Genomic DNA, 26,506 nt, shown 5'->3' with positions numbered 1-26,506 from the left:
GCAACGGCAAAATGAGGGATGTTCTGGGCCGCTGTCGAGAACCCCGACGAGCCGGACATCCTCAAACGCTCCTCATGCAGCGACATCCCCTTCTGGGTCGACGAGGGCGAGCAGCCGCCACCCCAGTACGAAGAGGCGATCAGGCCCGAGCTGCTCGCGGACCTCGCCTACCAGCGCATGCAACTGCCCGAGACCAAAGTCTCCCTCGCGTCCGAGGGCACCACGAAGGTGAATCTGCCCAGGTGGGCCTGGCTGAACAAGGCGGTCTTCGACGACGTCCAGGCCACGGCGACCGTCGATGTCCCCGGTTTCCACATCGAGGCGACGACGACCGCCAAGCCGAAGTCCCTGACGCTTAATGCGGGCACCGACGACGCCACCACCATCCCCACCAGCGGCGAATGCCCGATCGGGGACGGCAAGATCGGTGAACCGTACGCGAAGGGCAAGTCCGAGGAGACCCCGCCCTGCGGCATCGTCTACAATCGCTCGTCCTAGGGCGCCACCTTCCCGCTCAGGGCCGCTCTGACGTGGGAGATCAGCTGGACCGGCACGGGTCAGGACGCCGCGGTGGGCATGCCCGACGGCAAGATCGGGGCGGTCCGGGACGTTACCGTCGAGGAAGTGCAGTCGATCAACCGTTGAGGGTGCGCGCACATGGGAAAGGCCGCTCCCGACGAAAGAGAATCTCGCGGTGACGTCCAGGGGCAACCAGCACATGATCACCGAACGCCACGGCATCCGGGCTGAAGCGGCGGGATGGTGCACGATCGACAAGATCCCCGATCCTCCGGCCGAGGTGCTCCGGACAGCCGGTGAGCCTCGGCTGTGGCCGGCGACCATGCCTCCGTTGGGCATGCTCGGCACGGCGCTGGCCGTACCTCTCCTGCCGTTCGTCACGCTGCTGTCCCTGCTGGACCGCCTCCGCGAGTGGTTGTTCGAGAACAACGGAGACGAGAATCGGCGAGAGCGCGAGGACGAGGCGCGGCTCAAGATACTCGTCGACAAGCAGGGGCTCGACCGTGTCTTCGACGGCGACTGGAGCGGTGAGGCAGGTCAGTTCCTGCTGCGCTGGTACAGCCATTCCTCTCACCATCAGCGTTTCGTCGTCGCGACTCAGGACGAGGTCGTCCTGGCGGCCCCGCCGCGCCGCGTCTCTGTGGGGCGGGAGAAGAACATGGAGATCGTCGCCCGCCTGCCCGCCGGGACCGCCGAGCTCGTCGACCCGTTCCACGGTGAGTTCCGGTCACAGTTGCTGCTGCTGAAGTTCCGTGACTCGTCGTGGATCCGTCTCACGACGGAAGAGTTCCGCAGTGAACTCCATATGCACGCGATTGGACGGGCCCGGGCCGGCAACTGGCGCCAATGAGTGGACTTGCCCCGTTAATCACTCTGGTGGAGCCACCAACACCACGGATACCGTCGGCCCGTTGGAGACACACTCGCCCCACCGGGAGCCGACCGTGAAACGCCGCACCATGCCCGTCACCACCGCGCTCGCCGCGACCGCAGCCTTGCTTCTGACGGCCTGCGGCAGCGGGGATGACGACAAGCCCAAGGACGAAGACAAGATCGCAGGGGCCGACCAGCATCCCAAGAAGAACACGTCGGAGTCGCCCACGCCTGATTCGGGCGGTAAGACCGGTCGGCCCGACATGACACTCCCGCAGGATGTGACAGAGACGTTCGTCGGGTGGAAAACGGGCGACTCGCTGAAGGACGCAGTGCTGGCCGACGCCGGCCGAGCCCAGACCGCCGTCACATACGCAGTCACTCAAGGTGACGCCAATGAACCCGCGCTGGGCTTCTACCAAGACGGTGAGGCTCTTGTCGGCAGCGCTCGATGGGTCAAGTCGATCGTCGACTCGGGATCAACCTTCTCCGGAAAGGTGCGCTATTTCGCACCCAAGGTCTCGGTACTCGACAAGAGCTCGGCCGCTGTCGTCTATTGCTCCGATGAAACCAAAGCGTTCAACAAGAATCGAAAGACGAAGAAAGTCACCAAAACGCCTGTGTCTGACCAGTCCTACGTAACCTACAGCACCCGCTTGGCCAAAAATGAACTGGGCGTCTGGCAGACCACGAGGCTGGAATCAAAACGGGGAGACGCAACGTGCACGCCGTAACTGCACGCAGAAAGTGGTTCGTTGTCGGGGCTCTGACCGGGGCTTGTGCGCTCACGCCAAGCGCAGCGATGGCGGAGTGGGGAAAGCCAGGCGGATCCAATGGCGAGGTGCGGCAGGAAAACAAGCAGGAGAATCAGTCTCTCTCCTCTCGCATCACTTTCAAAGGTGCCATAGCCGGGCCTTCCGGCAGGTCGGGAAGTTTGGCACCCGTGGGTGATTGGACACCTCCCGCCTGCTGGTACGAGCCCTACTCGGCCGACCAGTTCGCGAAGGACACCGAGCGCGGCTATCGCATGGTCGCCGACGACCCCAAACAGCCCCCGTACGCCAGGAAGTCGGTGCACGAATTCCGGAACACCTACAAGGACGGAAAGTACAAGAACTATAACAGGGACAAAGCCGACGAGGGTAGTTGGTGGGTCGCGCAGCGTGACCCTGACCGCTGGCTGGAGGACGCCGCCCAGAAGTGCGACAGAGAGCCCTTCTGGGTCGAGAACGGTGAGTCGGTCGACGACCCGAACGCCGTGGACCCGGAAATCCTCGCCGGGCTCGCGTACAACAAGATCAAGCTGCCCGACACCCACGTCACTCTGGCCCCCAAGGGCAAGACCAAGGTCAATCTCCCCACCTGGGCCTGGCTCGACAAGGCCACGTTCAAGAAGGTCTCAGTGACCGCCGCACTGAATGCCCAGGGCATCAACATCGAAGCCACGACCACGGCCAGGCCCATCGCCCTGAAACTGGAGCCAGGGACAGCGGACGCCGAAACCTTCCCCGCATCCGGCGAATGTGGGTTCAACGAGGACGGATCGATCGGCGAAGCATGGGCTCGCGGCAAGAGCAACCAGACGCCGCCCTGCGGCATCAAGTACCTGCGCTCCTCCGGAAACGGGTCGTACGACCTCAAGGCGACCATCACGTGGGAGGTCACCTGGGAGGGGACGGGAGTTCCCGGCGGCAGGCTCCCCGACGGCAGCTTCGGCACCACCCAGAACGTCACGGTCGAGGAAGTGCAGTCCATCAACCGCTGACGTAAGCCCTGGGGGCTGGCCCCACCCCCAGTCCGGTGCTCCGGGCGCGCCGGCCGGCCCTCCTCCTCTATTCCCAGTGCAGCGTTCCGGCCACCGTGTCGAAGAGTTCCACCATCTTTGGGGCCAGGCCTTCCATCGGGGTGGAGAAGGTGAGGGTCAGCCACTGCTTACTCGCGGGGACGGGCACGTGGTACGCCACGGTGGTCGTCGCGAGGGTGTTGCCCATCTGGCTCTCGGGGTCGGGAGCCTCGGTCTTCTCGGTCCGTACGGCGTCACCCCCGGCCTCCAGCTTCCGCACCTCCGCGGGGCGGCCGGTGTCCGACAGCCGACGGGCCAGGTCGTACGCCGTGGTGCAGCCGGGCCAGCCGTCCGGAAGCAGACTCACCAGCAACGAGGACGCCAGCGGCAGGCCCCCGACGGTCAGCAGCGAGATGTACAGCTCGAGGCCGCCTTGGCGGTGCGCCGCCTTGGCCTGCTTCTGCAGGTCGCGCATCAGTCGCTCTTTGAGCACAGGGGCGTTGTCGATGCCCGCGAACTGGCGGTCCGCCAGTGCCGCGATACCGCGGTCGCGCTCGTCGGGGTCGAGATGCAGTTGGAACCAGCCGGCGGGGACGAGGATCGTGTAATCGCTGGGAGGAGTGTCCCATTCCGTCTGTAGGGGCATGTCAGGTCTCGCTGGGTGAGTCGGAAGCGCTGTCTGGGGCGGGTTCTGTGGGTTCAGCGGGTTCTGTGGATTCCGCGAGGACCGGCAGCAGGCGCATGGTGGGCATGAGGCGGTCGACGAGTTCGGTGAGCTCTTCCGTCCGTTCGAAGTTCAGCCATCTCGCCTCGACCACCAGGATTTCTTCCAGCCCGTCCGGCCAGACGCCGTACTGGACGGACTCGCTGAGCTTCTTGCCCCACCCGAAGCGTCGCTTTTCGATCAGCATCGCCTGGACGCGGACAGCCGCGCCGATCGGCAGTCTCACGTCGGAGACCTGCGGCTCACCCTTCACCTCGGCATAGGGCCACTTCAACAACCGGGGCAGATACTCCTGTGGTGAAGGCCGCTGGACGCCGTCCTCCCCGTAGGCGAAAACCGCCAAGTCCGCCAGCAACGCGCCGCCCTCCGTGTACGCGGCTGCCGCCAACACCGGGCCGGACTCGAATGCTGAAAGGGCGCGTTCCTCCAGATCTTTCTGGAGCGCGGCCCTGCCTCCGACCAGATTCAGCGGGTTGAACTGTCCCACGAGATATGCGGCCAGTTCTCGGGCCTCCGCTCGCGTGCCCTCCTGAAGTGTCAGGCCGAGCCAGTCACCGCCGAAGTCGAAGTCGACGACGTAATCATCCTCGGGGCCGGGAAAACTCCCGGCCGACTGCTGATGCTGCTGCTCCACTACGACACCTCGTCAAAAAGTAGACCGCCGGCCGTGACTCCACTACCGGCCACGCTCAGCTGTGTCGCTCTGCGCGACATCTTGTTGACTGCATACCCCTCGCCCAAAGTCTTGCCCAAGTGTTTCGCTTCATTGAGCGTTGCCGCCGCGGAAGGGTCTGCCAAAGTCATCGACTTGCCCATTCCCTTGATGTAGCTGCCGTTCCCGCGGTCCTTCGCCACACGTACCGACTCACGGAATCCACCCTTGAACGCATCCGTCCAAGTGGACCCCTTGAAGATCTCGGTGACAGGCTCCCGGATCGACTTCGAGATGTCACCCTTCTCCAGCCCCTTGACATGTCGCGCCTCACGGTTGAATTTATGCCGATTACGTTTGGTCTGTCGCGGAGTGGCCTTGCCTCCCTTGGCCACCTTCATGCGGTCCAGCAGGTTCTTGGCGTAGCGGCTACTGACTTTGGTCATCGCCTTGCCCGCCCCCATCAGCAGCAACCCCACAGCCGCCTCGGCGAGCGCTGTCCACGACTCGTCCCCCATGGCGACCTGCACCGCCGTACAAGCAATGTTGATCAACGTCGCCGCCATGGAGATGGCCCCCAAGAGCCCGGCCATCCCCTGGCCGATGACGGGGATCCAGCCAACGGCCAGCGCCGCGAGCCCCGCGTACTTCGAGATGTATTCCGTCCAGCCCGCCGCCCACTCCACAAAATCTGCGAAGTCGTCCCAGAAGCCGTCCTTGAGGGCGTCGTCGGAGATGACCTCGTCGATCGCCTCGCGCGCCACGCGCGCCGCCGCGTCGCGGATGCTCTGTGCCTTGCGCAGCTTCTCCCGGGCCGCCTCCAGTGACTTCCCGGCGGCTTCCGCCCGGTCCTCCAATTTCTCCTTGCGGTCCTTGCGGTCCTTGCCGTCGTCCCCCTTGGACCCGTCGCCCCCTGCCGAATTCCCGGACAGGGCGTCCAGTCCCTTCTTGGCGGCGCTCTTGTCGGCTTCGGCCTCCTGCGCTTCCTTACGGGCGATCTCGGCGATCCGCTGGGCCCTCTGGAGTTCGGTGGCGTAATTGCCGGGCCGTGCAGCGACGTTCGACTCGTAGTCGGTACCGTGGTCCACGATCCGGTCGCCGACCGCGTCGGCCACCGTCTCGTAGCGCTTGTGCGCGGCCTCCAGGCGCCCACGGCACTTCTTCGCCTTCTCGCGGAACTCCTTGCCCGCGTCGCTGTCCCAGGATTCCACCTCGGACGCCGCTTTGAGGTGCCGCACCTGTCGTTCGAGTTCGTCGGCCGTTTTACGGAGCTTGCGACCCAGCTGCTCCAGGCGCTCGGGGTCGCCGGGGATCGGGTCCTGATCGGCCAGCGGCTGCCAGTCCCGGGGGCGGGCGCTCGCCATCAGGACCTCTTCTCTTTCTTGTCGGCCTCGCGGAGGGCCTTGGCCAGTTCGCTGTCGATCGTTTCGTACGTCTTCGCGGCGGCCTTCGCCAGCTCACCGAGCCGCTTGACCTCTTCGCCGAGCTCCTCGCGGTGACTCTCCCAGTTCTCGACGAAGTCCCCGAACTGCCAGGACAGGTCGTGTTCCCCGAAGTCGTCCTCGTACTGGCCCTTCAACTTCCCGAGCCCGTCGAACGCGTCCTTGATCCTCCCGAGGCCGATGCCCATCTCCCGAATGACATTCAGGTCGTCGATCTTCGCGTACTCGCCCATCGGCATCCCCCAGTCACGTCGTGGTATCCCAGACCCTCGAGATGCAACGAGAACGGGGTGACGGCGATACCCCCGTCACCCCGGTCCAGATGCACGCAAGCCGAGCCGGCCGGCTACTTCCGCGCGGCCTTGCCCAGCTCGTCATCGATCTGCTCGTACTTGTCCGCGGCGTTGGTCAGGTAGTCGCCCATGCCGTCCAGGCCTTCAAGGGTCTTCTTCGCGCCCTCGACGAAGTCGTCGAAGTTCTCGTCGAACGCCTTCGAGGCGCTCTTGGTGACGAAGCCCGTCTCGACGAGGTTCTTGATGTACTTCTTCAGGCCGTCCAGCTTCTCGTTGAGCTTGTCCTTCTCCTTGACCACGTGCTTGGCCGCGTCACGCATGTCCTGATATGTGACATCAAGGTCCTTGGCCATGAGGCTCTCTCCCAATCAACTCGCCGCAGGGCCAACCCCCGTGGCTCCCGTAAGACGGACGCGAGAACGGATGATGTGATCGTCCGCTCTCGCGCCAGCAGCTTACGGGTGAGGCGGACGGGAACGCAGCCCGGTTGAGTCACAGGTCTGCTATGACGGCGTGCCCGGTTCCGGTATGAGCCGGTGCACAGGGCGTTGCCTGTGGGAAGGGTGGAGCGGCTATCGTCACAGCCATTGTCCAGCTCCGGGGAGGACCGTCGTGCGCCTGACTCTGACCGTCGTCGATCCGTTCGGCGGGGGCTCCGCCGACGTGGTCCTCGACGCCGATCCCGAGTCCTCCGTGCGGGACATCGCGGTGGAACTGGCCCGGCAGGTCGGCCACAGCGGTGCGCAGGTCATCCCCATCGGGCACGGTCAGCAGACGCCCGCCGGCGGCGCTCCGGTGATCTACGTGGACGGGTACGCCGTCGATCCCACGGCCACCGTCGTCACCTCGCCGCTGCGCGAGGGCGCCGTCGTCAGTCTCGACGACCCGGCGGGCTGCCTGCCGGGTGAGCCCTCCGGCTTGGTCGAGCTGCGCGTCGCCGGTGGGCCCCGCGCCGGGTCCGTGCACCGGCTCGGCATCGGGCGGTACGACATCGGGAGCGGGCCCGCCTCGTACGTTCGGATCGACGATCCCGAGATGGCTCCGCGCGCTCTGACGTTGTCAGTTGCAACCGATGGCACCTGCCACGTCACCCTGCACGGACAGGAGAAGGACAAGCAGGGCGTCACCCTCGACGGCGATCCTTTCGGCGTGGAGAAGGAAGAGCCCGAGCCGGCCGGGGCGACCCCGCCCGAGGGGGAGTCCAAGAAGGACCGGAAGGCCCGGGAGAAGCGGGAGAAGCAGGAGCGCAAGGAGTGGAAGGAGCGGAGGGAGGCGCGGGCCAAGGCCCGGGCGAAGGGGCGGCTCGATACGGTCCCCTGGCCCCTCGGCGCCCAGATAGCCCTCGGCAACACCCTCCTGGAACTCGTCCGGTACACGCCTCCGAACGCCGCCCTCAAGTGGTCCGAGGACGGCGCCGGGCTCGACTACAACCGGCCCCCTCGGCTGCGCCCGCCCGAGCGGCAGACCAACTTCCGGCTGCCGTCGCCGCCCCGCGAGTTCGAGGCGCGGCCGCTGCCGTGGCTGATGGCGCTGTTCCCGCTGGTCGGTGCCGTCGTCGCTGCGATGATCTTCGATCGCTGGTACTACCTGATCATGGCGGGGCTCAGCCCGATCATGCTCTTCGGCAACTACTTCATGGACAAGAAGCACGGGCGCAAGTCCCATGCGAAGCAGGTCAAGGAGTACAGGGAGACCAAGGCGCGGATCGAGAAGGACGCCCGGGACGCGCTGGTCGCCGAGCGGCTCGACCGGCGCAACGCCGTACCCGATCCGGCCACCGTCCTCGCGCTGAGCACCGGGCCCCGGACCCGGCTGTGGGAGCGGCGGCGGACCGACGCGGATCATCTGCTGCTGCGTTTCGGGACCGGGCAGCTGCCCTCCGAGGTCGTGCTCGACGACCCCGAGAAGGACGACCACCGGCGGCAGGTGACCTGGAAGATCGAGGACGCGCCGGTCACGCTTCCGCTGAAGGGGCTCGGCGTCATCGGCATCGCGGGGCCCGACGACTCCGCCGCCGCGCTCGGCCGCTGGGCCGTCGCGCAGACCGCGACGCTGCACAGCCCGATGGACGTGCAGTTCTATGTGCTGACCGAGAACACATCCAGGGACAGCTGGGACTGGGTGCGCTGGCTGCCGCACGCCCGGCCGTCGGGCGGGCAGGACATCAACGTACTCATCGGCACGGACGCCGAGACCGTCGGCGCCCGCGTCGGTGAGCTGACCCAGATCCTCGACGCACGCGTCAAGGCCATGGAGGAGAACAGGGGCCAGGGCGCCGGCTTCTCCGATCCGGACATCGTCGTGGTGTGGGACGGGTCGCGGCGGCTGCGGTCCCTGCCGGGTGTGGTGCGGCTGCTGCGCGAGGGGCCCGCCGTGCACATGTACGCGCTCTGCCTCGACACCGAAGAACGGTTTCTGCCCGGCGAGTGCCAGGCCTTCGTCGTCGCCGAGCCGAAGCCGGACCCCCACGCGTACGCGAGCGCAGGGGCCCCGCAGAGCGCGCCGAACCAGCCACCCCAGCCGCAGCACACCCCCGGCGGCTTCCCCTCCTTCCAGGCCTGGCACACCACCGCGGCCGACCCGCAGCGGGCCGACGCCACGAGGGAGTTGAGGCTGCGCGTGGAGATGACGGGCGCCGAGCGGCTGCGCGACGTACGGCCCGACTTCGTGTCCCCCTCCTGGTGTCTGCGCCTCGCGCGCTCCATCTCGCCGCTGCGCGACATCAGCGGGGAGACCGAGGACTCCGCGCTGCCGGGTGCCAGCCGGCTGCTCGACGTGCTCCAGTTGGAGCCGCCGACCTCGGGGGCGATCACGGCCCGCTGGCAGGCGGGCGGGCAGTCGACGATGGCGGTCATCGGTGAGTCGTACGACGGTCCGTTCGGCATCGACATGCGCAAGGACGGCCCGCACGGTCTGATCGCCGGTACGACCGGCTCCGGTAAGTCGGAGCTGCTGCAGACGATCGTGGCCGCGCTCGCCGTGGCGAACACCCCCGAGAACATGACCTTCGTCCTCGTCGACTACAAGGGCGGGTCCGCGTTCAAGGACTGCGTGAAGCTGCCGCACACCGTCGGCATGGTCACCGACCTCGACGCGCACCTCGTCGAGCGCGCCCTCGAATCGCTGGGCGCCGAGCTGAAGCGGCGCGAGCACATCCTCGCCGACGCCGACGCGAAGGACATCGAGGACTACCAGGACCTCGTGCGGCGCGATCCGTCGCACGCGCCCGTCCCCCGACTCCTCATCGTCATCGACGAGTTCGCGTCGATGGTCCGCGACCTGCCGGACTTCGTGACGGGGCTCGTCAACATCGCCCAGCGAGGCCGTTCGCTCGGCATTCACCTGCTCCTCGCCACGCAGCGGCCCTCCGGTGTCGTCTCCCCCGAGATCCGCGCCAACACCAACCTCCGCATCGCGCTGCGCGTCACCGACGGCGGCGAGTCCAGCGACGTCATCGACTCCCCCGAGGCCGGGCACATCAGCAAGAACACGCCCGGTCGGGCCTACGTCCGGCTCGGGCACGCCTCTCTCGTGCCCTTCCAGTCGGGACGCGTCGGTGGCCGCCGGCCCGGCGCCGCCGACCCGACGGCGCTCGCGCCCTGGGTCGACTCCCTGGACTGGTCGGCGCTCGGCCGCGCCTCGCTCGTGAAGCCGAAGGCCGAGGCCCGCGAGGAGGAGGAGATCACCGACCTGAAGGTCCTGGTCGACGAGATCATCGAGGCCAACCGGACCATGGGGATCCCCGCCCAGCACAGCCCGTGGCTGCCCGCGCTCGGCGAGACCGTCCTGCTCGACGAGATCCCCTCGCCCGCGCCGCGGACGGCGCCCGGGGCGCTCACCCCGGCCCCGTACGGCGTCGAGGACCTGCCCGCCGACCAGGCGCGCCGCCCGGTCGTCGTGGACTTCGCGACCTTCGGCCACCTGATGATCGGCGGCGCCCCGCGCTCGGGCCGCTCGCAGGTGCTGCGTACGATCGCGGGCTCCCTGGCGCGTACGCACTCCAGCGCCGACGTCCACCTGTACGGCATCGACTGCGGCAACGGCGCGCTGAACGCCCTGACCCGGCTGCCGCACTGCGGTGCCGTCGTCGGCCGCAACCAGACCGAGCGGGTCGTCCGCCTCATCAACCGCCTCAAGGGCGAGCTCAGCCGCCGCCAGGACCTTCTCGCCGACAAGGGGTACGCGGACATCGGCGAGCAGCGGGCCGACGCCGCCGAGGACGAGCGTCTGCCGCACCTCGTCGTGCTCCTCGACCGCTGGGAGGGCTGGCTGCCCACGCTCGGCGAGATCGACCACGGCTCGCTCACCGACGAGATCACCACGATCATGCGGGAGGGCGCGAGCGTCGGCATCCACATGGTGATGACGGGTGACCGGCAGATCCTGGTGGGCCGCATCTCCTCCCTCACCGAGGACAAGTACGGCCTGCGTCTCGCGGACCGCTCGGACTTCTCGATGCTCGGCATTCCGACCCGCAAGGTGCCCGAGGAGATCGCGCCGGGCCGCGCCTTCCGGAACGAGAGCGGCACGGAGACGCAGTTCGCGCTGCTCTCCGAGGACTCCACGGGTCAGGGCCAGGCCGCCGCCCTCGCCGCGATCGGTGAGCGGGCCGCGGCCCGGGACGCGGATGTGCCGCGCCACCGCCGCCCGTTCCGCGTCGACACGCTGCCGAGCCGCATCACGTTCGACGAGGCGTGGGAGCTGCGCGACCCGGACGCCTCCCGCTCCAAGCTGTGGGCGCTGGTGGGCATCGGGGGCGACGAGGTCATGGGATGGGGCCCCGACCTGTCCCAAGGCGTGCCCTCGTTCGTCATCGCGGGCCCGGCCAAGTCGGGCCGCTCCACGGTGCTGATGAACATGGCGCGGTCGTTCCGCGCGAAGGGCGTACGTCTCGTCGTCGCCGCCCCGCGCCAGTCGCCGCTGCGTGAACTGGAGGGCACGGAGGGCGTGCTGAAGGTCTTCACGGGCGACGACATCGACGAGGACGAGTTCGAGGAGCTCATCGACGGGGCGGAGGCGTCCCGCGAGGACCCGGTCGCCGTCCTCATCGACGACGCCGAGATGCTGGAGGACGCCGACGCGGCGAGCCAGTTCAAGCGGATCATCCAGCGCGGCGCCGACCAGGGCCTCGCGCTGGTGCTCGCCGGTGACGAGGAGGATGTCTGTAGCGGCTTCTCGGGCTGGCAGGTCGACGCGAAGAAGGGCCGCCGCGGCATCCTGCTCTCCCCGCAGGACAGCTCCAGCGGCGACCTCATCGGCCTTCGGATCTCGCGCAGCGTGGTCGGCGGTCCGGTGGCACCGGGCAAGGGCATGCTGCACCTGGGCAACGGCGAACTCGCCACGGTGACCACACCGTTGTAGACGGACAACTGTGTGAGCGGGCCTTGCTGGGAAACGGCGGGGCGGAGAAACGGCAGGGCGGCAGGGCCGAGAGACGCGGGGGCTTCTGGGCGCACCCGCCTACTCGACCCGGGACAGCCGTGCCCGCGGATCCCCCGCGTCCGGGTCCTCCGACGTGTACGTGAGGTTCTTGCCGTCGGGGCGGAGGTGGACCGTGTGGGTGGTCTGGGCGCACTGGGTGCCGTTCGACGCGGCGCCCTTGCCCGTCGCCACGAGTTCCTCGGGGGAGGCCGACGTGAGGGTGAGTACGTCCTTGCAGGTATTGCCGATCAGGTCGTGCTGCACGACCGTGCCGACCCGTTCCCCCGGCTTCGCCTGGCGCAGGGTGACCTCGAAGGTGCCGAGGGGGATCGTGCCGCCGCTCGCCGCCGCCTTGCCGCTCCACTTGCCGAGGTAGGCCTCGGGGACCTTCCCCGCGGCCGTCTCGGTGGGGCGGGGCGCGCCCGTCGCCGCCGGGGGCTGATCGTTCCTGTCCCGGCTGCCGTTCAGCGGCTCGTCCTTCGACAGCATCCCGAGGACGAACATCGTGCCCACCGTGACGGCGGCCAGCGCCCCGGCCACGGCGAGCGCCACCGTGCAACTCACCTTGCGGCCGCGCCCGTTCGGCCCTTCGGGCGCCGAGGTCGCGGCCACCGAGACGGAGAGCTTGCCGGGTGGACGGGGCGGGGGCGGGGCCGACAGGGCGGGGGCTTCTTCGGCGTCCGCAGGGGAAGGGGCATCCGCGGGCAAGGAGGCATATGAAGGGTCCGGTGGCCCGAACGCGCCTCCGACGGCGGCCTTGTCGAACGCCACGGGCCCTGAGGGGGCGTCCCCCGCCCCGGTGTCCAGGTCCAGCAGCCGCACCGCGCTCCGGCTCACCCGCTCCACCACCGGCCCCGGCAGCCACCCCGCCGCCACGAGCCGGGCAGCGCCTTCGGGGGCGAGGCGGCGGGCCAGTTCCTCGGGGGCGGGGCGTGCGGCCGGGTCCTTGGCGAGGCAGGCGGCGGCGAGCACGCGCACGTCACCCCGCAGCGCGCCCAGCTCCGGCTCCTCGTGGACGACCTTGTAGAGCAGCGCGGCCGACGAGTCACCGGGGAAGGGCGGCTGCCCCGTCGCCCCGTAGACCAGGACGGCCCCCAGGGAGAAGACGTCCGCGGCGCCCGTGACGCCCTTGCCGAGGATCTGCTCGGGTGCCATGTAGCCGGGCGAGCCGACGGAGACGCCGGTGGCGGTGAGCGAGGCCGTGCCGTCGGTGGCGCGGGCGATGCCGAAGTCGATGAGGCGCGGCCCGTCGAGGGTGAGCAGGACGTTCGACGGCTTCACGTCGCGGTGCACGAGCCCGAGGCCGTGGACGTGCGCCAGCGCCTCGGCGAGGCCCGCGCCGAGGACGCGTACGGAGTGCGCGGGCAGCGGAGCGCCCTCGCGGACCGCCTCGGTGAGCGAAGGCCCTGCCGCGTACCCGGTGGCGACCCACGGCACGGCGGCCTCCGGGTCGGCGTCCAGGACGGGCGCCGTCCAGTCGCCGCCCACCAGCCGGGCCGCCTCGACCTCGTTGCGGAAGCGGGCGCGGAACTCCTCGTCGAGAGCGAAGTGCGGGTGCACGATCTTGACGGCGACGGTACGGCCGCCCTCGCTGCGGCCCAGATAGACCCGGCCCATGCCGCCCGAACCGAGCCGGCCGAGCAGCCGGTAGGGACCGATCACGGTGGGTTCGCCGGCTTCGAGCGGACGCATGGCGTTGGCCTCCCCCCTTACCACTGCCGATCAGCGTAGTGCGCGACCGGCGCGGGAAGCGGCCCTCCGCACGCATTCCGGCCGACAATTGCCGCCCGGCGTTCAGTGGAGTGTTATCGGTGCGCAATCCGGACGCCGAGAACTATCCGGACGTCAGGAAACATCAACACCTATTACGAAGCCGACCATGGCGTCGGCCATACATCGGCTATGCGCCGGTCGTACGTAGGCCATGCGTCGGCGATATCCCCGGGAACGGAAACCAGCCGAAGTCCGCCCCCCCGGGCGACCACCCCGCTCAGGCCTCCAGCAGCCGTACCTCGACGTCCGCCGGGAACCCCGTCGTCGGGCCGACCCGGCGGGCGAACTCCGTGACGCCCTCCAGCTGCGCGGCCCCGAAGCGGAAGTCCAGCGTCGTGAAGTACCGCTCCAGGATCTCGGCGTCGAAGGACTCCCAGCGGGCGGCCTGCTCAGCGACCTTGGTGACCTCCTCCAGGGAGAGGTCACGGGAGGAGAGGAAGGCCTGGTGCACCTGGCGCACCACCTCCGGCTCACGCGCCGCATAGTCGCGCCGGGCGGCCCAGACGGCGAAGACGAACGGCAGGCCCGTCCACTCCTTCCACAGCTGGCCCAGGTCGTGCACGTCGAGCCCGAGCCGGGGCGCGTCGATCAGGTTCGCGCGCAGCGCGGCGTCGCCGATGAGGACGGCGGCGTCCGCCTCCCGCATCATCAGGCCCAGGTCGGGCGGGCAGGAGTAGTAGTCGGGCTGTACGCCGTACCGCTCGGCGAGCAGCAGCTGGGCGAGCCGCACGGACGTGCGCGAGGTCGAGCCGAGCGCGACGCGCGCCCCGTCCAGCTGGTCCAGCGGCACCTGCGAGACGATCACGCAGGACATGACGGGGCCGTCGCAGCCGACCGCGAGGTCGGGGAAGGCGACGAGGTCGTCCGCGTTCCTGAGGAACTCGACGAGGGTGACGGGGGCGATGTCGAGCTCGCCCCGCACGAGCTGCTCGCTGAGCTTCTCGGGGGTGTCCTTGGTCAGCTCGAAGTCGAGGAGGGTCCCGGTCCGCGCGAGCCCCCAGTACAAGGGCATGCAGTTCAGGAACTGGATGTGGCCGACGCGCGGCCGAGGAGTGCGACGGGAGTCGGGCAGCTGTTCGGCGCCTGCCCCCGCGAAGGCGCTCAGGGGAGAATTGTCCACATCGGGGAGGCTAGCCCCCATGCGGTACGGTGCAGGCGCCGGGTCCCTTCCGCGCCCTGTCAACCCCCTCGGAAGCCCGCACTGTCAACCCCCTCCGGAGCCTCTTCAAACCTCCGGGTGACGTGATCTTTGCCCCCTATTGCATTCCCCTGCCTGCGTGCTAAGCTCGCCGCAAGTTGCAGTTTGGTTTCCCTTGCAGTACAGAGCCTGCGGAGCATGTGACCCCGTAGGCTCTCGTCTTTTTCAGACTTATGCAGTTGTTTTAACAATCGCTGGTTCTGGAGCAGGGCAACCCTTTGGCCCAAGGAGGGCTTATGGCTACCGGAACCGTGAAGTGGTTCAACGCTGAAAAGGGCTTTGGCTTCATCGCCCAGGAAGGCGGCGGCCCGGACGTCTTCGTCCACTACTCCGCGATCAACGCGAACGGCTTCCGCTCCCTTGAGGAGAACCAGGCCGTCAGCTTCGACGTCACGCAGGGCCCGAAGGGCCCGCAGGCGGAGAACGTCACCCCGCAGTAATCGGACGCCTCACGTGAGTGAGGCGTGTGATGCTCCGGTGACTTGATCCGGACATGGATGCAGTACCCAAGGAGCCCTGCTCCTTCGCGCGAGCGGAGGAAGCGGGGCTCCTGCCTTTTCCCTTCGGCTCCTGCCTTTTCGCTTCCGGGCGCCCGGGACGGCGCTCCCGCATCACACGTGCTGCATGATCAGCACGAACGTCGTGCCGGGCTCCAGCGCCCGGTAGAGGTGCGGCACATCCCCCCGGTACGACATGTAGTCCCCGGCGGCCAGCTCCACCGTCTCGTCGCAGGGGCCCGCGACGAGGCGGCCCGTGCTGAGGACGAGGTGTTCCACCGAGCCCGGGATGTGCGGTTCGGACTCGCGCGCCGCCCCCGGCTCCATCGCCCCGTGGTAGACGTCGCGCCGCACGCCGGCCGGACCCGCCGAGAGCAGTGTGCCCACGTACGGCGCGTCCTCGGCCCGCATGGACGGGCCCTCGCCCGCGCGGATCACGGTCACCGCAGGGGCGGGCGACTCCACGAGCACGCTGAACGGCACGCCGAGCGCCACGGCCAGCGCCCAGAGCGTCTCGATGCCGGGGTTGCCGGTGGCCGCCTCCAGCTGGGAGAGCGTGGACTTCGCGATACCGGCGCGCTTGGCCAGTTCGGAGAGGGAGATCCCGGCCTTCGCGCGCTCGCGGCGCAGGGCCGCGGCTACCCACTCGCGCGGCAGGCGGGACCCTTCGGTCGTCACGTCGTCGGCTCCTGTCCCAGGGGTTCGTCATAGCGGTCCGCCCCATCTGCGGGCGGTGTTCGTTTTAGCGGACGATACGTTCGTCTTGACGAACGCTGTCCCTCCCGTTCATCCTACGACGCATGCGTTCGCCACACCGAACAGATCAACCGCCGAACCGAACGGAAAGCGACTCCGAGGCCGTCGGCACCGGTCTCGTCCGCCTCTCCGACCTCCCGCCCGGCGTCCTGCGCGACATAGCCCTCGTCTGGCTCGCCGACGCCGTCGTCGGCGTCTCCTTCGGCGCGATCGCCGTCGGCGGCGGCCTCCCGCTGTGGGTGCCGGTCCTCATGTCGCTGCTCGTGTACGCGGGCTCCGCCCAGTTCAGCGCGGTCGGTCTGCTCACCGCGGGCGGTGGGCCCGTGGCCGCGGCGGCGACCGGGCTGCTGCTCAACTCCCGTACGGCGGCGTTCAGTCTGGCCCTCGCCGAGGACCTCGGCCGCTCCTGGGCGGCGCGGCTGATCGGCGCGCACCTCATCACCGACGAGACGGCCGCCTTCGTCCTCGCCCAGCGGGGCCGCCGGCAGCGCAAGGCCGCCTTCTGGATATCCGGCATCGGCCTCTTCGCGGCGTGGAACGTCAGCGTCCTCGCGGGCGCCCTCGCCGGGTCCGCGCTCGGCGACACGGACCGCTTCGGGCTCGACGCCGCCTTCCCCGCGGTGCTGCTCGCCCTGGTGCTGCCCGCGCTGCGCGGCGACAGCGCGGCCCGCCGCGCCTCGGCCGCCGGCGCGGTGATCGCCGTGGCGGCGGCCCCGCTGCTGCCCGCCGGGGTACCGGTGCTGCTCGCCCTGCTGGGTCTGCTCGCGGCGCGCCGCGGGCCCCGCCGGCCCCGCACGGCCACCCCCACGACCACCCACGGGAGCACCTCGTGAACGCCACGCTCGCCTGTGTCCTCGTCCTCGCCGCCGGGACGTACGCCTTCCGCCTGGCCGGGCCGGTGCTGCACGGCCGGGTCGAACTGCCCGCGCGGGTTCAGGAGTTGCTGACCATCGGCGCCACGGTGCTGCTCGTCGCGCTGCTCGCCACGGGAGCGCTCACGCAGGGCCAGGAGTTCGCGGGCTGGGCGCGGCCCGCCGGTGTCGTGGTCGGTGGCGTCCTCGCCTGGCGCCGGTCCCCCTTCGTGGTGGTCGTGGTGGGCGCGGCGGCGGCGACGGGTCTGCTGCGGCTGGCGGGAGTGGCCTAGCCCGGAGCCGGCGTGCCGGTGTCGGTGTTGGCACCGCCGTACAACCCCTCCACCACCTCCGCGTACCGCTCCGTGACCGCCCGCCTGCGCACCTTGAGGCTCGGCGTGAGCAGGCCGCCCTCCACCGTGAAGTCCTCGTCGAGCACGGCGAACGCGCGCAGCCGCGCCGGGCGCGAGACCGTGGCGTTGGCGGCGTCCACGGCCTCCTGGACGAGCGCGCGCACTCGGGGGTCGCGGGAGAGCGGCTCGGTCAGGGTCACGCCCTCGCGCGCGGCCCAGCCGGTGACCTCCTCCGCGTCCAGGGTGATCAGTGCCACGGGATGCGGGCGGCGGTCGCCGACCATCACGGCGCGGGAGACGAACCGCGAGTTCTGCACGGCGAGTTCGCTCAGCGACGGCGTGAGGTTCTTGCCCGCCGAGGTGATGATGAGGTCCTTCTTGCGGCCGGTGATCGTGAGGTAGCCGTCCTCGTCCAGCTCCCCCAGGTCGCCGGTGTGCAGCCAGCCGTCGCCGTCCAGGGCGGTGCGCGTGGCCTCCAGGTCGCCGTGGTAGCCGGGGAAGACCATGGGACCGCGGGCGAGGACCTCGCCGTCCGCGGCGATCCGGATCTCGGCGCCCTCCACGGGCCGGCCGACGGTGCCGTACCGCACGGCTCCCGGCACGTTGAGGGTGAGGACCCCGGCCGACTCGGTCATGCCGTACCCCTCGAAGACGGGGACGCCGCAGGCCCGCAGGAAGTCGATGGTGTCCGGCGCGATGGGCGCGCCGCCGGTCAGCGCCCACCTGACCCGGCCGCCGAGCGCCTGCCGGACCAGACCGTAGAGGGCCTTGTCGGCCTCCTCGTACGCGTCCCGCAGCTCGGACGGCAGCCTGCCCTCGGCGGCCAGCACGCCGACGCGGATGGCCTCCTCGAACCGTTCGCGTCCGCCCTGGCGCGCCTCGGCGAGGGACAGCACGACCGAGCGCACCTTCTCGAAGAGGCGGGGCACGGACGGCAGATGGGTGGGCCGCGCCTCGGCGAGTTCGGCCACGACGTCCTCGACGCGCCCGCCGAAGAAGGTCAGCTCACCGCCCTGGAGGAGCGTCGTGAACTCGATGAGCTGGGCGAGGAGATGGGCGAGCGGCAGATAGAGGTACGTGGAGTCGCCGGGGCCGCCGTCGACGACCGGCACGGTGGCGCGCTGCACGGCCAGCAGGTTCCCGTGCGTGAGCAGGCAGCCCTTGGGGAGCCCGGTGGTGCCGGAGGTGTAGATGATGGTGGCCGGGTCGGCGGCCGTCCGCCCCCGGGCGCTCTCCAGAAGGGCTGAATCCGCGGCAAGTACGCCGCTCGGCTCCGTCAGCGGCACCACCTGCCGCACGCCGGGCAGCCGCCCCCGCCCCCGCAGCCGTTCGACCTTCGCCGTCTGCGCCGCGTCCTCGCAGAGCACCACCGCCGCGCCCGAGTCGTCCAGGACCCACGCGACCTCGTCGTCGCCCGCCGTCGGGTAGACCGGCACGACGACCGCGCCCGCCGCGAACGCGCCGAAGTGGGCACACGTCCACTCCGGGCGGGTCTGCGCGAGGATCGCCACGCGGTCGCCGGGACGGACGCCGAGCGCGATCAGGCCGCGGCCCACGCGCCGCGCGGAGTCCCGCAGGCCGGTGTAGGACAGCGTGGTCCACTCCCCCTCGCGCCGGTACCGCAGGGCGGGCAGCGTGCCGTACCGCTCGGCCGCCCACTCGGCCAGCATGCTCAAGGTTTCCGGCAGTTCGGACGGCTTCACGGCGTTGCGCAGGTGGTTCCGAGTCCGCTCCATGCGTACGACGCTAGGGAGCGCAGCCCGCGCACGGGATGACCCGAAACGTCAGCGGCGCCGGCCTGGGCGCTCAGCGCGGCGGGCGCTAACGTCGTGTACATGGCCAGGCGGACGATCACCGTGCACCATGTGCGGGCCGTGCTGCGCGGCGCGCAGCGGCATGGCCTGGACACCGTGCCGCTGCTGCGGGACGCCCAGATCCCGCCGCTGCTCCTCGGCGACGACCGGGCGCGCGTCACGGCCCCGCAGTTCGCGCGGCTCTTCCGGGAGCTGTACCGCGCCACGCAGGACGAGTTCCTCGGCCTCGGCTCCACCGTCAGCAGGCCGGGCACCTTCGCCATGATGTGCCACGCCGCGCTGGGCTGCCCCGACCTCGGGGCGGCGGTGCGGCGCGGCGTCACCTTCTACGGGCTGTTCCCCGGCGGCCCCGACCTCGCCCTGGAACGCCGCGACGCGGAAGCGGAAGCCGTGTTCGGCGTCCGCAGCGACCTCGAACAGGACTACTTCCTCGCCGAGTGCCTGGTCATCATCTGGCACCGCCTGTGCAGCTGGCTCGTCGGCCGCCGCATCCCGCTGTGCTGGGCCGAGTTCCGGCACCCGCCGCCCCCGCACAAGGACGAGTACGAGGTGCTGTTCGGCTGCCCCGTGCGGTTCGGCGCGGAGCGCACCGGCGCCGGGTTCCCCGCGCACTGGCTGGACGCGCCGCTGGTCAGGGACGAGGCGGCGCTCGACGAGATGCTGCGCCGCGCGCCCTTCGAGCTGCTCAGCCGCCACGAGTACCGCACGACGGTCGCCGAACAGGTGGGCCGCGCCCTCACGCGGTCCCTGCGCTCCTCGCCCCGCCTGCCCTCGCTCGGCGAGATCGCGGCGCGGCTCGCGGTGAGCCCGGCGACGCTGCGCCGCCGCCTCGCCGAGGAGTCCACGTCGTACCAGCGGCTGAAGGACGCGGTGCGGCGGGACGCGGCGATCGCGGGTCTCGCGGAGGGCGGCGAGCCGATCGCCGACCTCGCGGCGCGGCTCGGCTTCTCCGAGGACACGGCCTTCCACCGGGCGTTCCGCCGCTGGACGGGGACGACACCGGGCGCGTACCGCGGCACGACACCGGGTGCGTACCGCGGCACGACGCCGGGTGCGTACCGCGGCACGGTGCCTGCGAGCCGGGGTCAACGAAGCTGAGCGTCTCGGTCAGCCCTCTCCTTACTCGCCGGTCACTACCGTCATACGTCCAAGTTCCCAGCCTCTGCGTACCGTTGGGAGAGCCGCATGCACATACGCACCAGCTGCCGGGCGTGGGCCGTGGTGGCCGCCCTCGGCCTGTCGGCCGTCGTCCCGCTCGGCGCCGCCCACGCCGAGGAGCGCGGCCCGGCCGCCCCCGGCGACGTCGTGCGCTCCGAGCCGAGCGCCTTCCATCCCCTGCCGGGCCAGCCGACGAACACCAAGGCATGGAAGGTGCACTACCGCTCGACCACGGCCAAGGGCGACCCCACCACCGTGTCCGGCACGGTCATCGTGCCGCAGGACGGCAGGAAGGCCCCGCGCCCCCTGATCACATACGCCGTGGGGACGGTCGGTGTCGGCGACCACTGCGCGCCCAGCGCCAACCTCCCGAGGGGGACCGCCCTCGAAGCCAACCTCATCCAGCAGCTCACCCTGCGCGGCTGGGCGGTGGCCGTCACGGATTACGAGGGCCTCGGCACCCCCGGCGACCACACCTACACGGTGGGCCGCTCCGCCGGTCAGGCGATGCTCGACGCGGCCCGCGCCGCGATCCGCCTCCCCGAGGCGGGCCTCGGCGAGGACACCCCGGTCGGCATCATGGGCTACTCGCAGGGCGGCCAGGCCTCCTCGTGGGCGGCCGAACTGCACGGTTCGTACGCACCCGAACTCGACGTCAAGGGCACGGCGACCGGTGGCGTGCCCGGCGACCTGATGAAGGTGGCGGACTTCAACGACGGTTCGTACGGCTCCGGCCTGATCTTCATGGCGGCGCTCGGCCAGAACGCGGCGTTCCCCGAACTGAGGCTGGATGCCTACCTGAACCCGGTCGGCAAGGCGCTCGTCGGCGCCATGAAGAACTCCTGCGTGGCGGACGGCGCGGTGCTCGGCTCCTTCAAGACGATCGACTCGATGACCACGAAGAACCCGCTCGACGAGCCCGACTGGCAGCAGCGGCTGCGGGAGTCACAGGTCGGCACGGTGAAACCGGACGCGCCCGTGTACCTCTACCACGCGCTCGCCGACGAACTGATCCCCTACGGCGTGGGCAAGCAGGTCCGCCGGGACTGGTGCGCACGGGGCGCGGACGTGGAGTGGCACACCATTCCGCTCGGTGAGCACGTCAGCGGCGTCATCACGCAGTCACCGCTGGCGGCACAGTGGCTGGCGGACCGTTTCGCGGGCAAGGCGCCACGCGGCAACTGCTAGACATACCAAGGGCGTTGCGGCGGCTTCCGTCTCCCGGGAGCCGCCGACACGCACGCCGGAAAAGGAGTGGGCAGCTCCGCCCCGCCCCCCATAGGATCTTGAGGTTCGTCCGCAGGACTTCGAGAACCCGGGGGGAATTCTCACCGTGCTCCTGGCACCCACCGCACTGACCCTGGCCATGCTGGCCCTGTTCGTCCTGGCGATGAAGTCGTCCGACGCGGCGCCGCTGGGGCAGCCGGCGGACCCGGCGGCCACACCGGACGGCGCCCGCCCGCCGGAGCCGGCCGCCCGATGACCACGCCGCTGACGCCCCCGCCCGAGGACCCCTCGCACGCCGACCCCGCGCCCGGCCCCGACTTCGTCACGCCGGTCGGCAACCTCTTCGTACGCACGCACCTGGGCATCCCGGAGATCGACGCCGACGCCTGGACGCTGACCGTCGAGGGCCTGGTCGAGCGGCCCCTGCGCCTGGACCTGCCCGCGCTCCTGGCCCTGCCCGCCCGGCAGCTCACGGCGGTCCACGAGTGCTTCGGCAGCCCGTCGCGCCCCGACGTGCCGACGCGCGCGGTGGCGAACATCGAGTGGACGGGCTTCCCCCTCGCCGCCCTCCTGGACCGCGCGGCCCCCCTGCCCGCCGCCCGGCACGCCGTCTTCGAGGGCGCGGACACCGGCTCCTTCGACGGCGTGGACGGCCTGTCGTACGTCAAGGACCTCCCCCTGGAGACCGCGCGCCGCCAGGTGTTCCTGGCCCACCGCATGAACGGCGAACCCCTGCGCTCCCGGCACGGCTTCCCGCTGCGCGCCGTGGTCCCCCGCATGTTCGGCACGAACTCCGTGAAGTGGCTGACACGGATCGTCCTGACGGACGAGCGCCCGGAACACATGTTCACGACCACCTTCTACACGCGTACGTCGCCGGGCACCGACACCCCGCAGCCGGTGCGCGAGGTGGACGTCAACAGCAAGCTGCTGACACCGGCGCCGGACGCCCGACTTCCCCACCCGTCAGTGGGTTTCCGGGGCCGCGCCTGGAGCACCACGGTGGTCGTCCGCGTCGACCTCTCCGTGGACGGCGGCCCCTGGGAACCCGCCACCCTCGACGCCCTGGGCGCCGACCCGACCTGGCAGGGCTTCTCCCTGCGCCGCACCCTCGCCCCGGGCCCCCACACGGTCCGCGCCAGGGCCACGGACGCCGCGGGGCGCGTGCAGCCGCCGCCGGGGGCGCGGAACTCCGTCCATGAGGTGTCGTTCACGGTCAAGGGCGCGGCGGTTCCTCCCTCCTGGCAGAGGGGCTGATCATGAAAAAACTCGCGGTTCGCGCGGCCGCCGCCGTCTCCCTGCTGACCCTTGCGTGCGGCTGTTCCCCGGGTACCTCCGGGGACGAGGGGAAACGTGTCGGCCCTCTGAAGTCCTACGCCCCCGCCGACCGGAAGCAGGCCCCGGCATGGTCGGGCGAGACGGTGGACGGCAAGAAGATCGACCTCGCCTCGTACCGGGACAAGGTCGTCGTGGTCAACGCGTGGGCGTCCTGGTGCGGTCCCTGCCGCGTAGAGGCCCCCGGCCTCTCCCAGGTGAACAAGGACCTGAAGAGCAAGGGCGTCGCCGTGGTGGGCATGAATGTGGACGCCTCCGTGGCCAACGCCCGCTCCTTCGAGCAGGACAAGAAACTGTCCTACCCGAGCCTGTACGACCCTTCGGGCCGCAAACTGCTCCAGATGCCCGAGGGCCTCGCCAACCCTTCGACTTATCCCTTCACTCTCTTCTTCGACCGCGAGGGCCGCGTAGCCGCGTCATACATCGGCCCCATCAGCGAGTCGAAGGTGAGGTCCATCGTGACGCCGCTGACGAAGGAGTGAGCCGTCCGGGTCATGACGCGGGCACGGCCTCGATGACGGAGAACGGCGCGGCCTCCGTCAGCGGTGTGACGGCGGTGACGCGCAGGCCCGCGCGGTGGCAGACGTCCTCGAAGTCCTGGCGGGTGCGCTCGCGGCCACCGACGTTCACGAGCATGTTGAGGTCGCTCAGGTAGGTCAGCGCGGCCTCGGTCAGGCCCGGTTCCGGCCCGGGGTCGACGACTTCGGGGAGCACGGGCTCCAGGATCAGGACGCGGCCGCCGGGCGGCAGCACCTCGCGGCAGTGGCCGAGGATCGTGACCGCCTGGTCATCGGTCCAGTCGTGCAGGATGCTCTTCACCAGGTAGGCGTCCGCGCCCTTCGGCACCGAGTGGAAGAAGTCCCCGGCGACCACGGAGCAGCGGTCGGTGAGCCCGTGCCGCCGGAGCGTCTCCGGGGCCTGGGCGAGCCCCTCGGCCGTGTCGTAGAGGACACCGCTCAGCGCCGGGTACGCGGCGAGCACCCCCGCCAGCAGCGTGCCGTCACCGCCGCCCACGTCGGCGACCGCCGTGAACCGGCCGAAGTCGTACGCGCGGGGCAGCGCGGCGGCGGCCTCCCCCGCGGCCTGGCTCATCGCCGCGTTGAACTCCGCCGACAGCTCCGGGTGCCGGGCCAGGTGGCTGAAGAAGTCCGTGCCGAACACGCCGTCGAAAGCGATGTTCCCGGTACGGACACTGCCTTCCAGGTGCTCCCAGGCACGCGTCAGCGCCGGATCGGTGAACATCCGCGCGAACGAGGTGAGCGAGTCGGCCCGGCGGGAGTCCAGGAGCGTCCCGGCGGGCGTCACGGAGAAGGTGCCGGGCGTGTGCTCCCGCACCAGGCCCAGGCCGGCCAGGGCCCGCAGCAGCCGCGTCATGGGCTGCGGCTCGGCCCCCGCCTCGGCGGCGACGTCGGCGGCCGTGCGGCGCCCGTCCCCGATCAGCTCGACGACCCTCAAACGGACCGCCGCGCGCAACGTCTGCGCGGCCATGCTTCCGAACGCGATCCGGACGATGAGGTCGCGGTCGGCCATGTCTGCGGTGTCACTCACGGGTGGCATCCTCCCCTGCTTCTACGGTTGTTCGGCGGGCCGCACCACCGTCACCGACTCCGGCGGGCTCCGTCTTGGACGAAAGTTCCACGGTCAGACCTTCAGCTCGGCCCAAACAGCCTTGCCGACCTGGCGCTCGGTGACACCCCACGCGGTGGCCAGCGCCTCGGCCGGGCACAGCCCGCGCCCCGACTCGACGTCTCCCTCACCGGGTTGGCGGCGGGGCAGCCGGTCGCCCCGCGCGTCGGCGACCTCGACACGGAGTGTGTTCGGCTCCCGCCGGGCGAGGCGCAGCTCGAAGTCCCGTCCGTCGACATGGCCGTGCGTGATGGCGTTCGCCGCGAGCTCGGCGACGATGTGCGCGACCGCGTCGGACACGTCGCTGCCGTGCGGGAACCCCCAGACGTCCAGCTGGTGCACGGCCAGCCGCCGGGCGAGGGGGCGCCTCTGGGGTGGCGCTCAGCAGCTGCCGGAACGCGCTGAACTCTCCCGTGGGGGTGGAGATTTGTGGATTCATGTCACTGAGCGTGGCGGGTCGGTTCTACGCTGCCCAGGAGCGACACCACGACGCCGGGTACGTGTATGAGCGCGACAGCTTGGCTGTATGAGGCGTCGACCGTGACCACGCGAAGGCGGTACGGGGCATGGCGATGAGGGACCACGAGGAACGCCCGGAGCGGCCTTCCCAGGCAGACGGCACGGCGCACCTTTTCAGCGCCCTGGGCAAGCAGATCAAGGTGCTGCGCGAGCACGCGGGGATGAGCCGGCGGGAGCTGGGCAAGGCGGCGCACTGCGGGGAGGCGCTGCCCTCGGCGATCGAGCGGGGAGTGCGGACGCCGCAGCCGGATCTCCTGATCCGGGTGGACGCGGTGCTGGGCGCGCGGCGTCCGCTCCTCAGCGAGGAGATCATCGAGAAGAGGGCGATGGACCGCCTGGCTCGTCAGCAGATCTTCGAGCGCTGGCCCTCCCCGGCTTTCACCCACGTACTGGAGGAGGGCGTACTACAGCGCCCGATCGGCGGCCAGGCTGTGCACCGGCGTCAGTTGGAGCACCTGGTGCGTGTCGGCAGCAAGCGCAACGCGGACCTCTACGTCCTGCCGACCAACAGCGAAGAGCACCCGAACCTGGACAGCGCATTCAACCTCGTGACCCCCAAAGGCCGTCAGCAGGTGGCGTATACGGAGGCGCAAGGACACCCTCGACTGGTCACCGACCCTGAGGAGGTCCGGTTGATCGCCGACCGCTATGGGAGCATGCGAGGGCTGGCTCTCAACCCACGGAAGTCGGTAGCCCTGATCGAGAAAATGCTGGGAGAGCGATGAGCGCCTCGGAACTAGCCTGGTCCCACTTCCTCGCCTACGCCGCCACGGCCTGACATGCAAAGCAACCACGACCACACCCCCGACGCCTCGCTGATCCACGCCCTCCTCAAGGACCAGCACCCCGACCTCGCGGACCTTGACATCCGCCCGCCGGTCAGAGGCTGGGACAACGAACTCTGGCGGCTCGGCGGCGAGTTGGCGCTGCGGCTGCCCCGTACGGACCGCGCCCCCACCTTGATCCGCAAAGAGCACCGGTGGCTGCCGGGGCTGGCCGTGCGGCTGCCGCTGCCCGTGCCGACGCCCCTGCGCCTCGGTGAACCCTCGGACCTCTTCCCCCAGCCGTGGACCATCGTGAAGTGGCTCAAGGGCGTACCCGCGGACCGTACGCCGCTCACCCCCGCGCAGGGCGCCCGCGCGGCCGACACCCTCGCGGACTTCCTGCGTGAGCTGCACGAGCCGGCGCCCGGGGACGCCCCGTCGAATCCGGGCCGGACCGCGCCGCTGGACACGCTCACCGAGGTGTTCGAGCGGCAGGTGCGGGAGGTCGCCGACGACGTACCGCCCGGTGTACGGGCCGTGTGGGAGGACGCGGTGGCGGCGCCGGGCCCGCAGGGGCCGCCCGTGTGGCTCCACTGCGACCTGCACCCGGCCAACGTCGTCATCACGGACGGCGCCCTCTCCGGGGTGCTGGACTTCGGCGAGCTGTGCGCGGGCGACCCGGCCATCGACCTCGCGGCGGCGTGGATGCTGCTGCCGGACGGCGCGGCGGCACGGTTCTTCGCGGCGTACGCGCACGCCGACGACGCGGCGGTCCGCCGCGCCCGGGGGCGGGCGATCCTGCACAGCCTCGCCCTGATCGGCATCGGCCGCGCCGGTGAACGCGGCCTGCCCGGCGGCAAGACCACGTGGGGTCATGCGGGCCGGGCCGCGCTGGGCCGGGTGGTGGCGGACGGCTGACGGTGGCCGG

The 26,506-nt window shown here is 70.4% G+C and carries 25 protein-coding genes and 1 pseudogene; 15 read left to right on the top strand and 11 right to left on the bottom strand.

Translation table 11 applies throughout. The annotated features are described in order from the left end of the window. Nucleotides 1–15 precede the first annotated feature (15 nt). The 4 genes and pseudogenes from ACOBQB_RS31535 to ACOBQB_RS31520 form a co-directional block, all read left to right on the top strand. Nucleotides 16–645, top strand: a pseudogene (locus tag ACOBQB_RS31535) (hypothetical protein); the annotation flags it as partial. Between the two features lie 49 nt (nt 646–694). After that, nucleotides 695–1,369: a hypothetical protein gene (locus ACOBQB_RS31530; RefSeq protein ID WP_423596537.1), complete on the top strand. Its 675-nt coding sequence runs from the start codon at nt 695–697 to the stop codon at nt 1,367–1,369. A gap of 94 nt (nt 1,370–1,463) precedes the next feature. After that, nucleotides 1,464–2,126: a hypothetical protein gene (locus tag ACOBQB_RS31525; RefSeq protein ID WP_423596535.1), complete on the top strand. Its 663-nt coding sequence runs from the start codon at nt 1,464–1,466 to the stop codon at nt 2,124–2,126. 209 nt (nt 2,127–2,335) lie between these two features. Further along, complete coding sequence (locus tag ACOBQB_RS31520; RefSeq protein ID WP_423596533.1) at nt 2,336–3,157, top strand: hypothetical protein; 822 nt, start codon at nt 2,336–2,338, stop codon at nt 3,155–3,157. 67 nt (nt 3,158–3,224) lie between these two features. Here the strand turns inward: ACOBQB_RS31520 and ACOBQB_RS31515 are convergent, their stop codons facing one another. The 5 genes from ACOBQB_RS31515 to ACOBQB_RS31495 all read right to left on the bottom strand — a co-directional run bounded on the left by ACOBQB_RS31515 (nt 3,225) and on the right by ACOBQB_RS31495 (nt 6,639). Continuing rightward, complete coding sequence (locus tag ACOBQB_RS31515) at nt 3,225–3,821, bottom strand: hypothetical protein (protein WP_423596531.1); 597 nt, start codon at nt 3,819–3,821, stop codon at nt 3,225–3,227. A gap of 1 nt (nt 3,822) precedes the next feature. Next, nucleotides 3,823–4,533, bottom strand: coding sequence for a hypothetical protein (locus ACOBQB_RS31510; protein WP_423596529.1), 711 nt, complete (start codon nt 4,531–4,533; stop codon nt 3,823–3,825). Continuing rightward, on the bottom strand, nt 4,533–5,915 hold the full coding sequence (locus tag ACOBQB_RS31505; protein WP_423596527.1) for a hypothetical protein: 1,383 nt from the start codon (nt 5,913–5,915) through the stop codon (nt 4,533–4,535). The genes ACOBQB_RS31510 and ACOBQB_RS31505 overlap by 1 nt, the downstream gene beginning before the upstream one ends. Further along, nucleotides 5,915–6,226, bottom strand: coding sequence for a hypothetical protein (locus ACOBQB_RS31500; protein WP_423596525.1), 312 nt, complete (start codon nt 6,224–6,226; stop codon nt 5,915–5,917). The genes ACOBQB_RS31505 and ACOBQB_RS31500 overlap by 1 nt, the downstream gene beginning before the upstream one ends. Nucleotides 6,227–6,339: 113 nt before the next feature. Further along, nucleotides 6,340–6,639: a WXG100 family type VII secretion target gene (locus tag ACOBQB_RS31495; protein ID WP_392138763.1), complete on the bottom strand. Its 300-nt coding sequence runs from the start codon at nt 6,637–6,639 to the stop codon at nt 6,340–6,342. A 259-nt stretch (nt 6,640–6,898) separates the two neighbouring features. Between ACOBQB_RS31495 and ACOBQB_RS31490 the strand changes: the two genes are divergently transcribed. Continuing rightward, nucleotides 6,899–11,647, top strand: coding sequence for an FtsK/SpoIIIE domain-containing protein (locus ACOBQB_RS31490; RefSeq protein WP_423596523.1), 4,749 nt, complete (start codon nt 6,899–6,901; stop codon nt 11,645–11,647). Between the two features lie 99 nt (nt 11,648–11,746). Here the strand turns inward: ACOBQB_RS31490 and ACOBQB_RS31485 are convergent, their stop codons facing one another. Further along, nucleotides 11,747–13,399, bottom strand: a complete 1,653-nt coding sequence (locus ACOBQB_RS31485) for a serine/threonine-protein kinase (RefSeq protein ID WP_423596521.1) — start codon at nt 13,397–13,399, stop codon at nt 11,747–11,749. 298 nt (nt 13,400–13,697) lie between these two features. Beyond that, nucleotides 13,698–14,600, bottom strand: a complete 903-nt coding sequence (locus ACOBQB_RS31480) for a menaquinone biosynthetic enzyme MqnA/MqnD family protein (RefSeq protein ID WP_423596519.1) — start codon at nt 14,598–14,600, stop codon at nt 13,698–13,700. 314 nt (nt 14,601–14,914) lie between these two features. On the opposite strand from ACOBQB_RS31480, the gene ACOBQB_RS31475 reads away from it, so the two are divergent. Further along, a complete protein-coding gene (locus tag ACOBQB_RS31475) occupies nt 14,915–15,118 on the top strand; it encodes a cold-shock protein (RefSeq protein ID WP_018528239.1) in 204 nt (67 codons plus the stop codon). 171 nt (nt 15,119–15,289) lie between these two features. Here ACOBQB_RS31475 and ACOBQB_RS31470 read toward each other — a convergent pair whose 3' ends face one another. Continuing rightward, nucleotides 15,290–15,853: a helix-turn-helix domain-containing protein gene (locus ACOBQB_RS31470; RefSeq protein WP_423596516.1), complete on the bottom strand. Its 564-nt coding sequence runs from the start codon at nt 15,851–15,853 to the stop codon at nt 15,290–15,292. Between the two features lie 122 nt (nt 15,854–15,975). On the opposite strand from ACOBQB_RS31470, the gene ACOBQB_RS31465 reads away from it, so the two are divergent. Next, on the top strand, nt 15,976–16,764 hold the full coding sequence (locus ACOBQB_RS31465; RefSeq protein ID WP_423596514.1) for an AzlC family ABC transporter permease: 789 nt from the start codon (nt 15,976–15,978) through the stop codon (nt 16,762–16,764). Continuing rightward, nucleotides 16,761–17,075 carry an AzlD domain-containing protein gene (locus tag ACOBQB_RS31460; RefSeq protein WP_423596512.1) on the top strand — a complete coding sequence of 105 codons (315 nt, stop codon included), beginning with the start codon at nt 16,761–16,763 and terminating at the stop codon, nt 17,073–17,075. Before ACOBQB_RS31465 ends, ACOBQB_RS31460 begins: the two co-directional genes overlap by 4 nt. Here the strand turns inward: ACOBQB_RS31460 and ACOBQB_RS31455 are convergent. Next, the gene (locus tag ACOBQB_RS31455) at nt 17,072–18,871 is read right to left on the bottom strand and encodes an AMP-dependent synthetase/ligase (RefSeq protein ID WP_423596510.1); all 1,800 of its coding nucleotides are present in this window, start codon (nt 18,869–18,871) and stop codon (nt 17,072–17,074) included. The genes ACOBQB_RS31460 and ACOBQB_RS31455 overlap by 4 nt on opposite strands. 99 nt (nt 18,872–18,970) lie before the next feature. Between ACOBQB_RS31455 and ACOBQB_RS31450 the strand changes: the two genes are divergently transcribed. The 5 genes from ACOBQB_RS31450 to ACOBQB_RS31430 all read left to right on the top strand — a co-directional run bounded on the left by ACOBQB_RS31450 (nt 18,971) and on the right by ACOBQB_RS31430 (nt 23,151). Beyond that, nucleotides 18,971–20,047, top strand: coding sequence for an AraC family transcriptional regulator (locus ACOBQB_RS31450; RefSeq protein ID WP_423596508.1), 1,077 nt, complete (start codon nt 18,971–18,973; stop codon nt 20,045–20,047). A gap of 87 nt (nt 20,048–20,134) precedes the next feature. After that, nucleotides 20,135–21,295 carry a lipase family protein gene (locus ACOBQB_RS31445; protein WP_423596506.1) on the top strand — a complete coding sequence of 387 codons (1,161 nt, stop codon included), beginning with the start codon at nt 20,135–20,137 and terminating at the stop codon, nt 21,293–21,295. A 145-nt stretch (nt 21,296–21,440) separates the two neighbouring features. Further along, nucleotides 21,441–21,590 (top strand): hypothetical protein, encoded by a 150-nt coding sequence (locus ACOBQB_RS31440; protein ID WP_423596504.1) that lies wholly within the window; start codon nt 21,441–21,443, stop codon nt 21,588–21,590. Next, entirely contained in the window at nt 21,587–22,591 is a 1,005-nt protein-coding gene (locus ACOBQB_RS31435; protein ID WP_423596502.1) for a molybdopterin-dependent oxidoreductase, read from the top strand. The genes ACOBQB_RS31440 and ACOBQB_RS31435 overlap by 4 nt, the downstream gene beginning before the upstream one ends. A gap of 2 nt (nt 22,592–22,593) precedes the next feature. Beyond that, nucleotides 22,594–23,151, top strand: coding sequence for a TlpA family protein disulfide reductase (locus ACOBQB_RS31430; RefSeq protein ID WP_423596500.1), 558 nt, complete (start codon nt 22,594–22,596; stop codon nt 23,149–23,151). Nucleotides 23,152–23,161: 10 nt separating this feature from the next. Here ACOBQB_RS31430 and ACOBQB_RS31425 read toward each other — a convergent pair whose 3' ends face one another. Together ACOBQB_RS31425 and ACOBQB_RS31420 are read right to left on the bottom strand one after the other, a co-directional pair. Next, the gene (locus ACOBQB_RS31425; protein ID WP_423596498.1) at nt 23,162–24,226 is read right to left on the bottom strand and encodes a methyltransferase; all 1,065 of its coding nucleotides are present in this window, start codon (nt 24,224–24,226) and stop codon (nt 23,162–23,164) included. Nucleotides 24,227–24,310: 84 nt separating this feature from the next. Then, the gene (locus ACOBQB_RS31420) at nt 24,311–24,637 is read right to left on the bottom strand and encodes an ATP-binding protein (RefSeq protein ID WP_423596496.1); all 327 of its coding nucleotides are present in this window, start codon (nt 24,635–24,637) and stop codon (nt 24,311–24,313) included. A 224-nt stretch (nt 24,638–24,861) separates the two neighbouring features. Here ACOBQB_RS31420 and ACOBQB_RS31415 point away from each other — a divergent pair, with 224 nt between their 5' ends. Then, nucleotides 24,862–25,539 (top strand): helix-turn-helix domain-containing protein, encoded by a 678-nt coding sequence (locus tag ACOBQB_RS31415; RefSeq protein ID WP_423596494.1) that lies wholly within the window; start codon nt 24,862–24,864, stop codon nt 25,537–25,539. Between the two features lie 54 nt (nt 25,540–25,593). Then, a complete protein-coding gene (locus ACOBQB_RS31410; protein WP_423596492.1) occupies nt 25,594–26,496 on the top strand; it encodes an aminoglycoside phosphotransferase family protein in 903 nt (300 codons plus the stop codon). Nucleotides 26,497–26,506 lie beyond the last annotated feature (10 nt).

Origin of the sequence: Streptomyces sp. G5(2025) (assembly GCF_049542075.1) — a bacterium.
In the GTDB taxonomy this organism is placed as follows: domain Bacteria; phylum Actinomycetota; class Actinomycetes; order Streptomycetales; family Streptomycetaceae; genus Streptomyces.
This window is presented reverse-complemented; position numbering and strand designations above follow the sequence as displayed.

Bases quoted from the DNA above. Each gene is read 5' to 3' on its own strand.
- ACOBQB_RS31515 (WP_423596531.1), bottom strand. From the start codon at position 3,821: ATGCCCCTACAGACGGAATGGGACACTCCTCCCAGCGATTACACGATC.
- ACOBQB_RS31505 (WP_423596527.1), bottom strand. From the start codon at position 5,915: ATGGCGAGCGCCCGCCCCCGGGACTGGCAGCCGCTGGCCGATCAGGAC.
- ACOBQB_RS31500 (WP_423596525.1), bottom strand. From the start codon at position 6,226: ATGGGCGAGTACGCGAAGATCGACGACCTGAATGTCATTCGGGAGATG.
- ACOBQB_RS31495 (WP_392138763.1), bottom strand. From the start codon at position 6,639: ATGGCCAAGGACCTTGATGTCACATATCAGGACATGCGTGACGCGGCC.
- ACOBQB_RS31485 (WP_423596521.1), bottom strand. From the start codon at position 13,399: ATGCGTCCGCTCGAAGCCGGCGAACCCACCGTGATCGGTCCCTACCGG.
- ACOBQB_RS31475 (WP_018528239.1), top strand. From the start codon at position 14,915: ATGGCTACCGGAACCGTGAAGTGGTTCAACGCTGAAAAGGGCTTTGGC.
- ACOBQB_RS31465 (WP_423596514.1), top strand. From the start codon at position 15,976: ATGCGTTCGCCACACCGAACAGATCAACCGCCGAACCGAACGGAAAGC.
- ACOBQB_RS31455 (WP_423596510.1), bottom strand. From the start codon at position 18,871: ATGGAGCGGACTCGGAACCACCTGCGCAACGCCGTGAAGCCGTCCGAA.
- ACOBQB_RS31450 (WP_423596508.1), top strand. From the start codon at position 18,971: ATGGCCAGGCGGACGATCACCGTGCACCATGTGCGGGCCGTGCTGCGC.
- ACOBQB_RS31445 (WP_423596506.1), top strand. From the start codon at position 20,135: ATGCACATACGCACCAGCTGCCGGGCGTGGGCCGTGGTGGCCGCCCTC.
- ACOBQB_RS31435 (WP_423596502.1), top strand. From the start codon at position 21,587: ATGACCACGCCGCTGACGCCCCCGCCCGAGGACCCCTCGCACGCCGAC.
- ACOBQB_RS31430 (WP_423596500.1), top strand. From the start codon at position 22,594: ATGAAAAAACTCGCGGTTCGCGCGGCCGCCGCCGTCTCCCTGCTGACC.
- ACOBQB_RS31425 (WP_423596498.1), bottom strand. From the start codon at position 24,226: ATGCCACCCGTGAGTGACACCGCAGACATGGCCGACCGCGACCTCATC.
- ACOBQB_RS31415 (WP_423596494.1), top strand. From the start codon at position 24,862: ATGGCGATGAGGGACCACGAGGAACGCCCGGAGCGGCCTTCCCAGGCA.
- ACOBQB_RS31410 (WP_423596492.1), top strand. From the start codon at position 25,594: ATGCAAAGCAACCACGACCACACCCCCGACGCCTCGCTGATCCACGCC.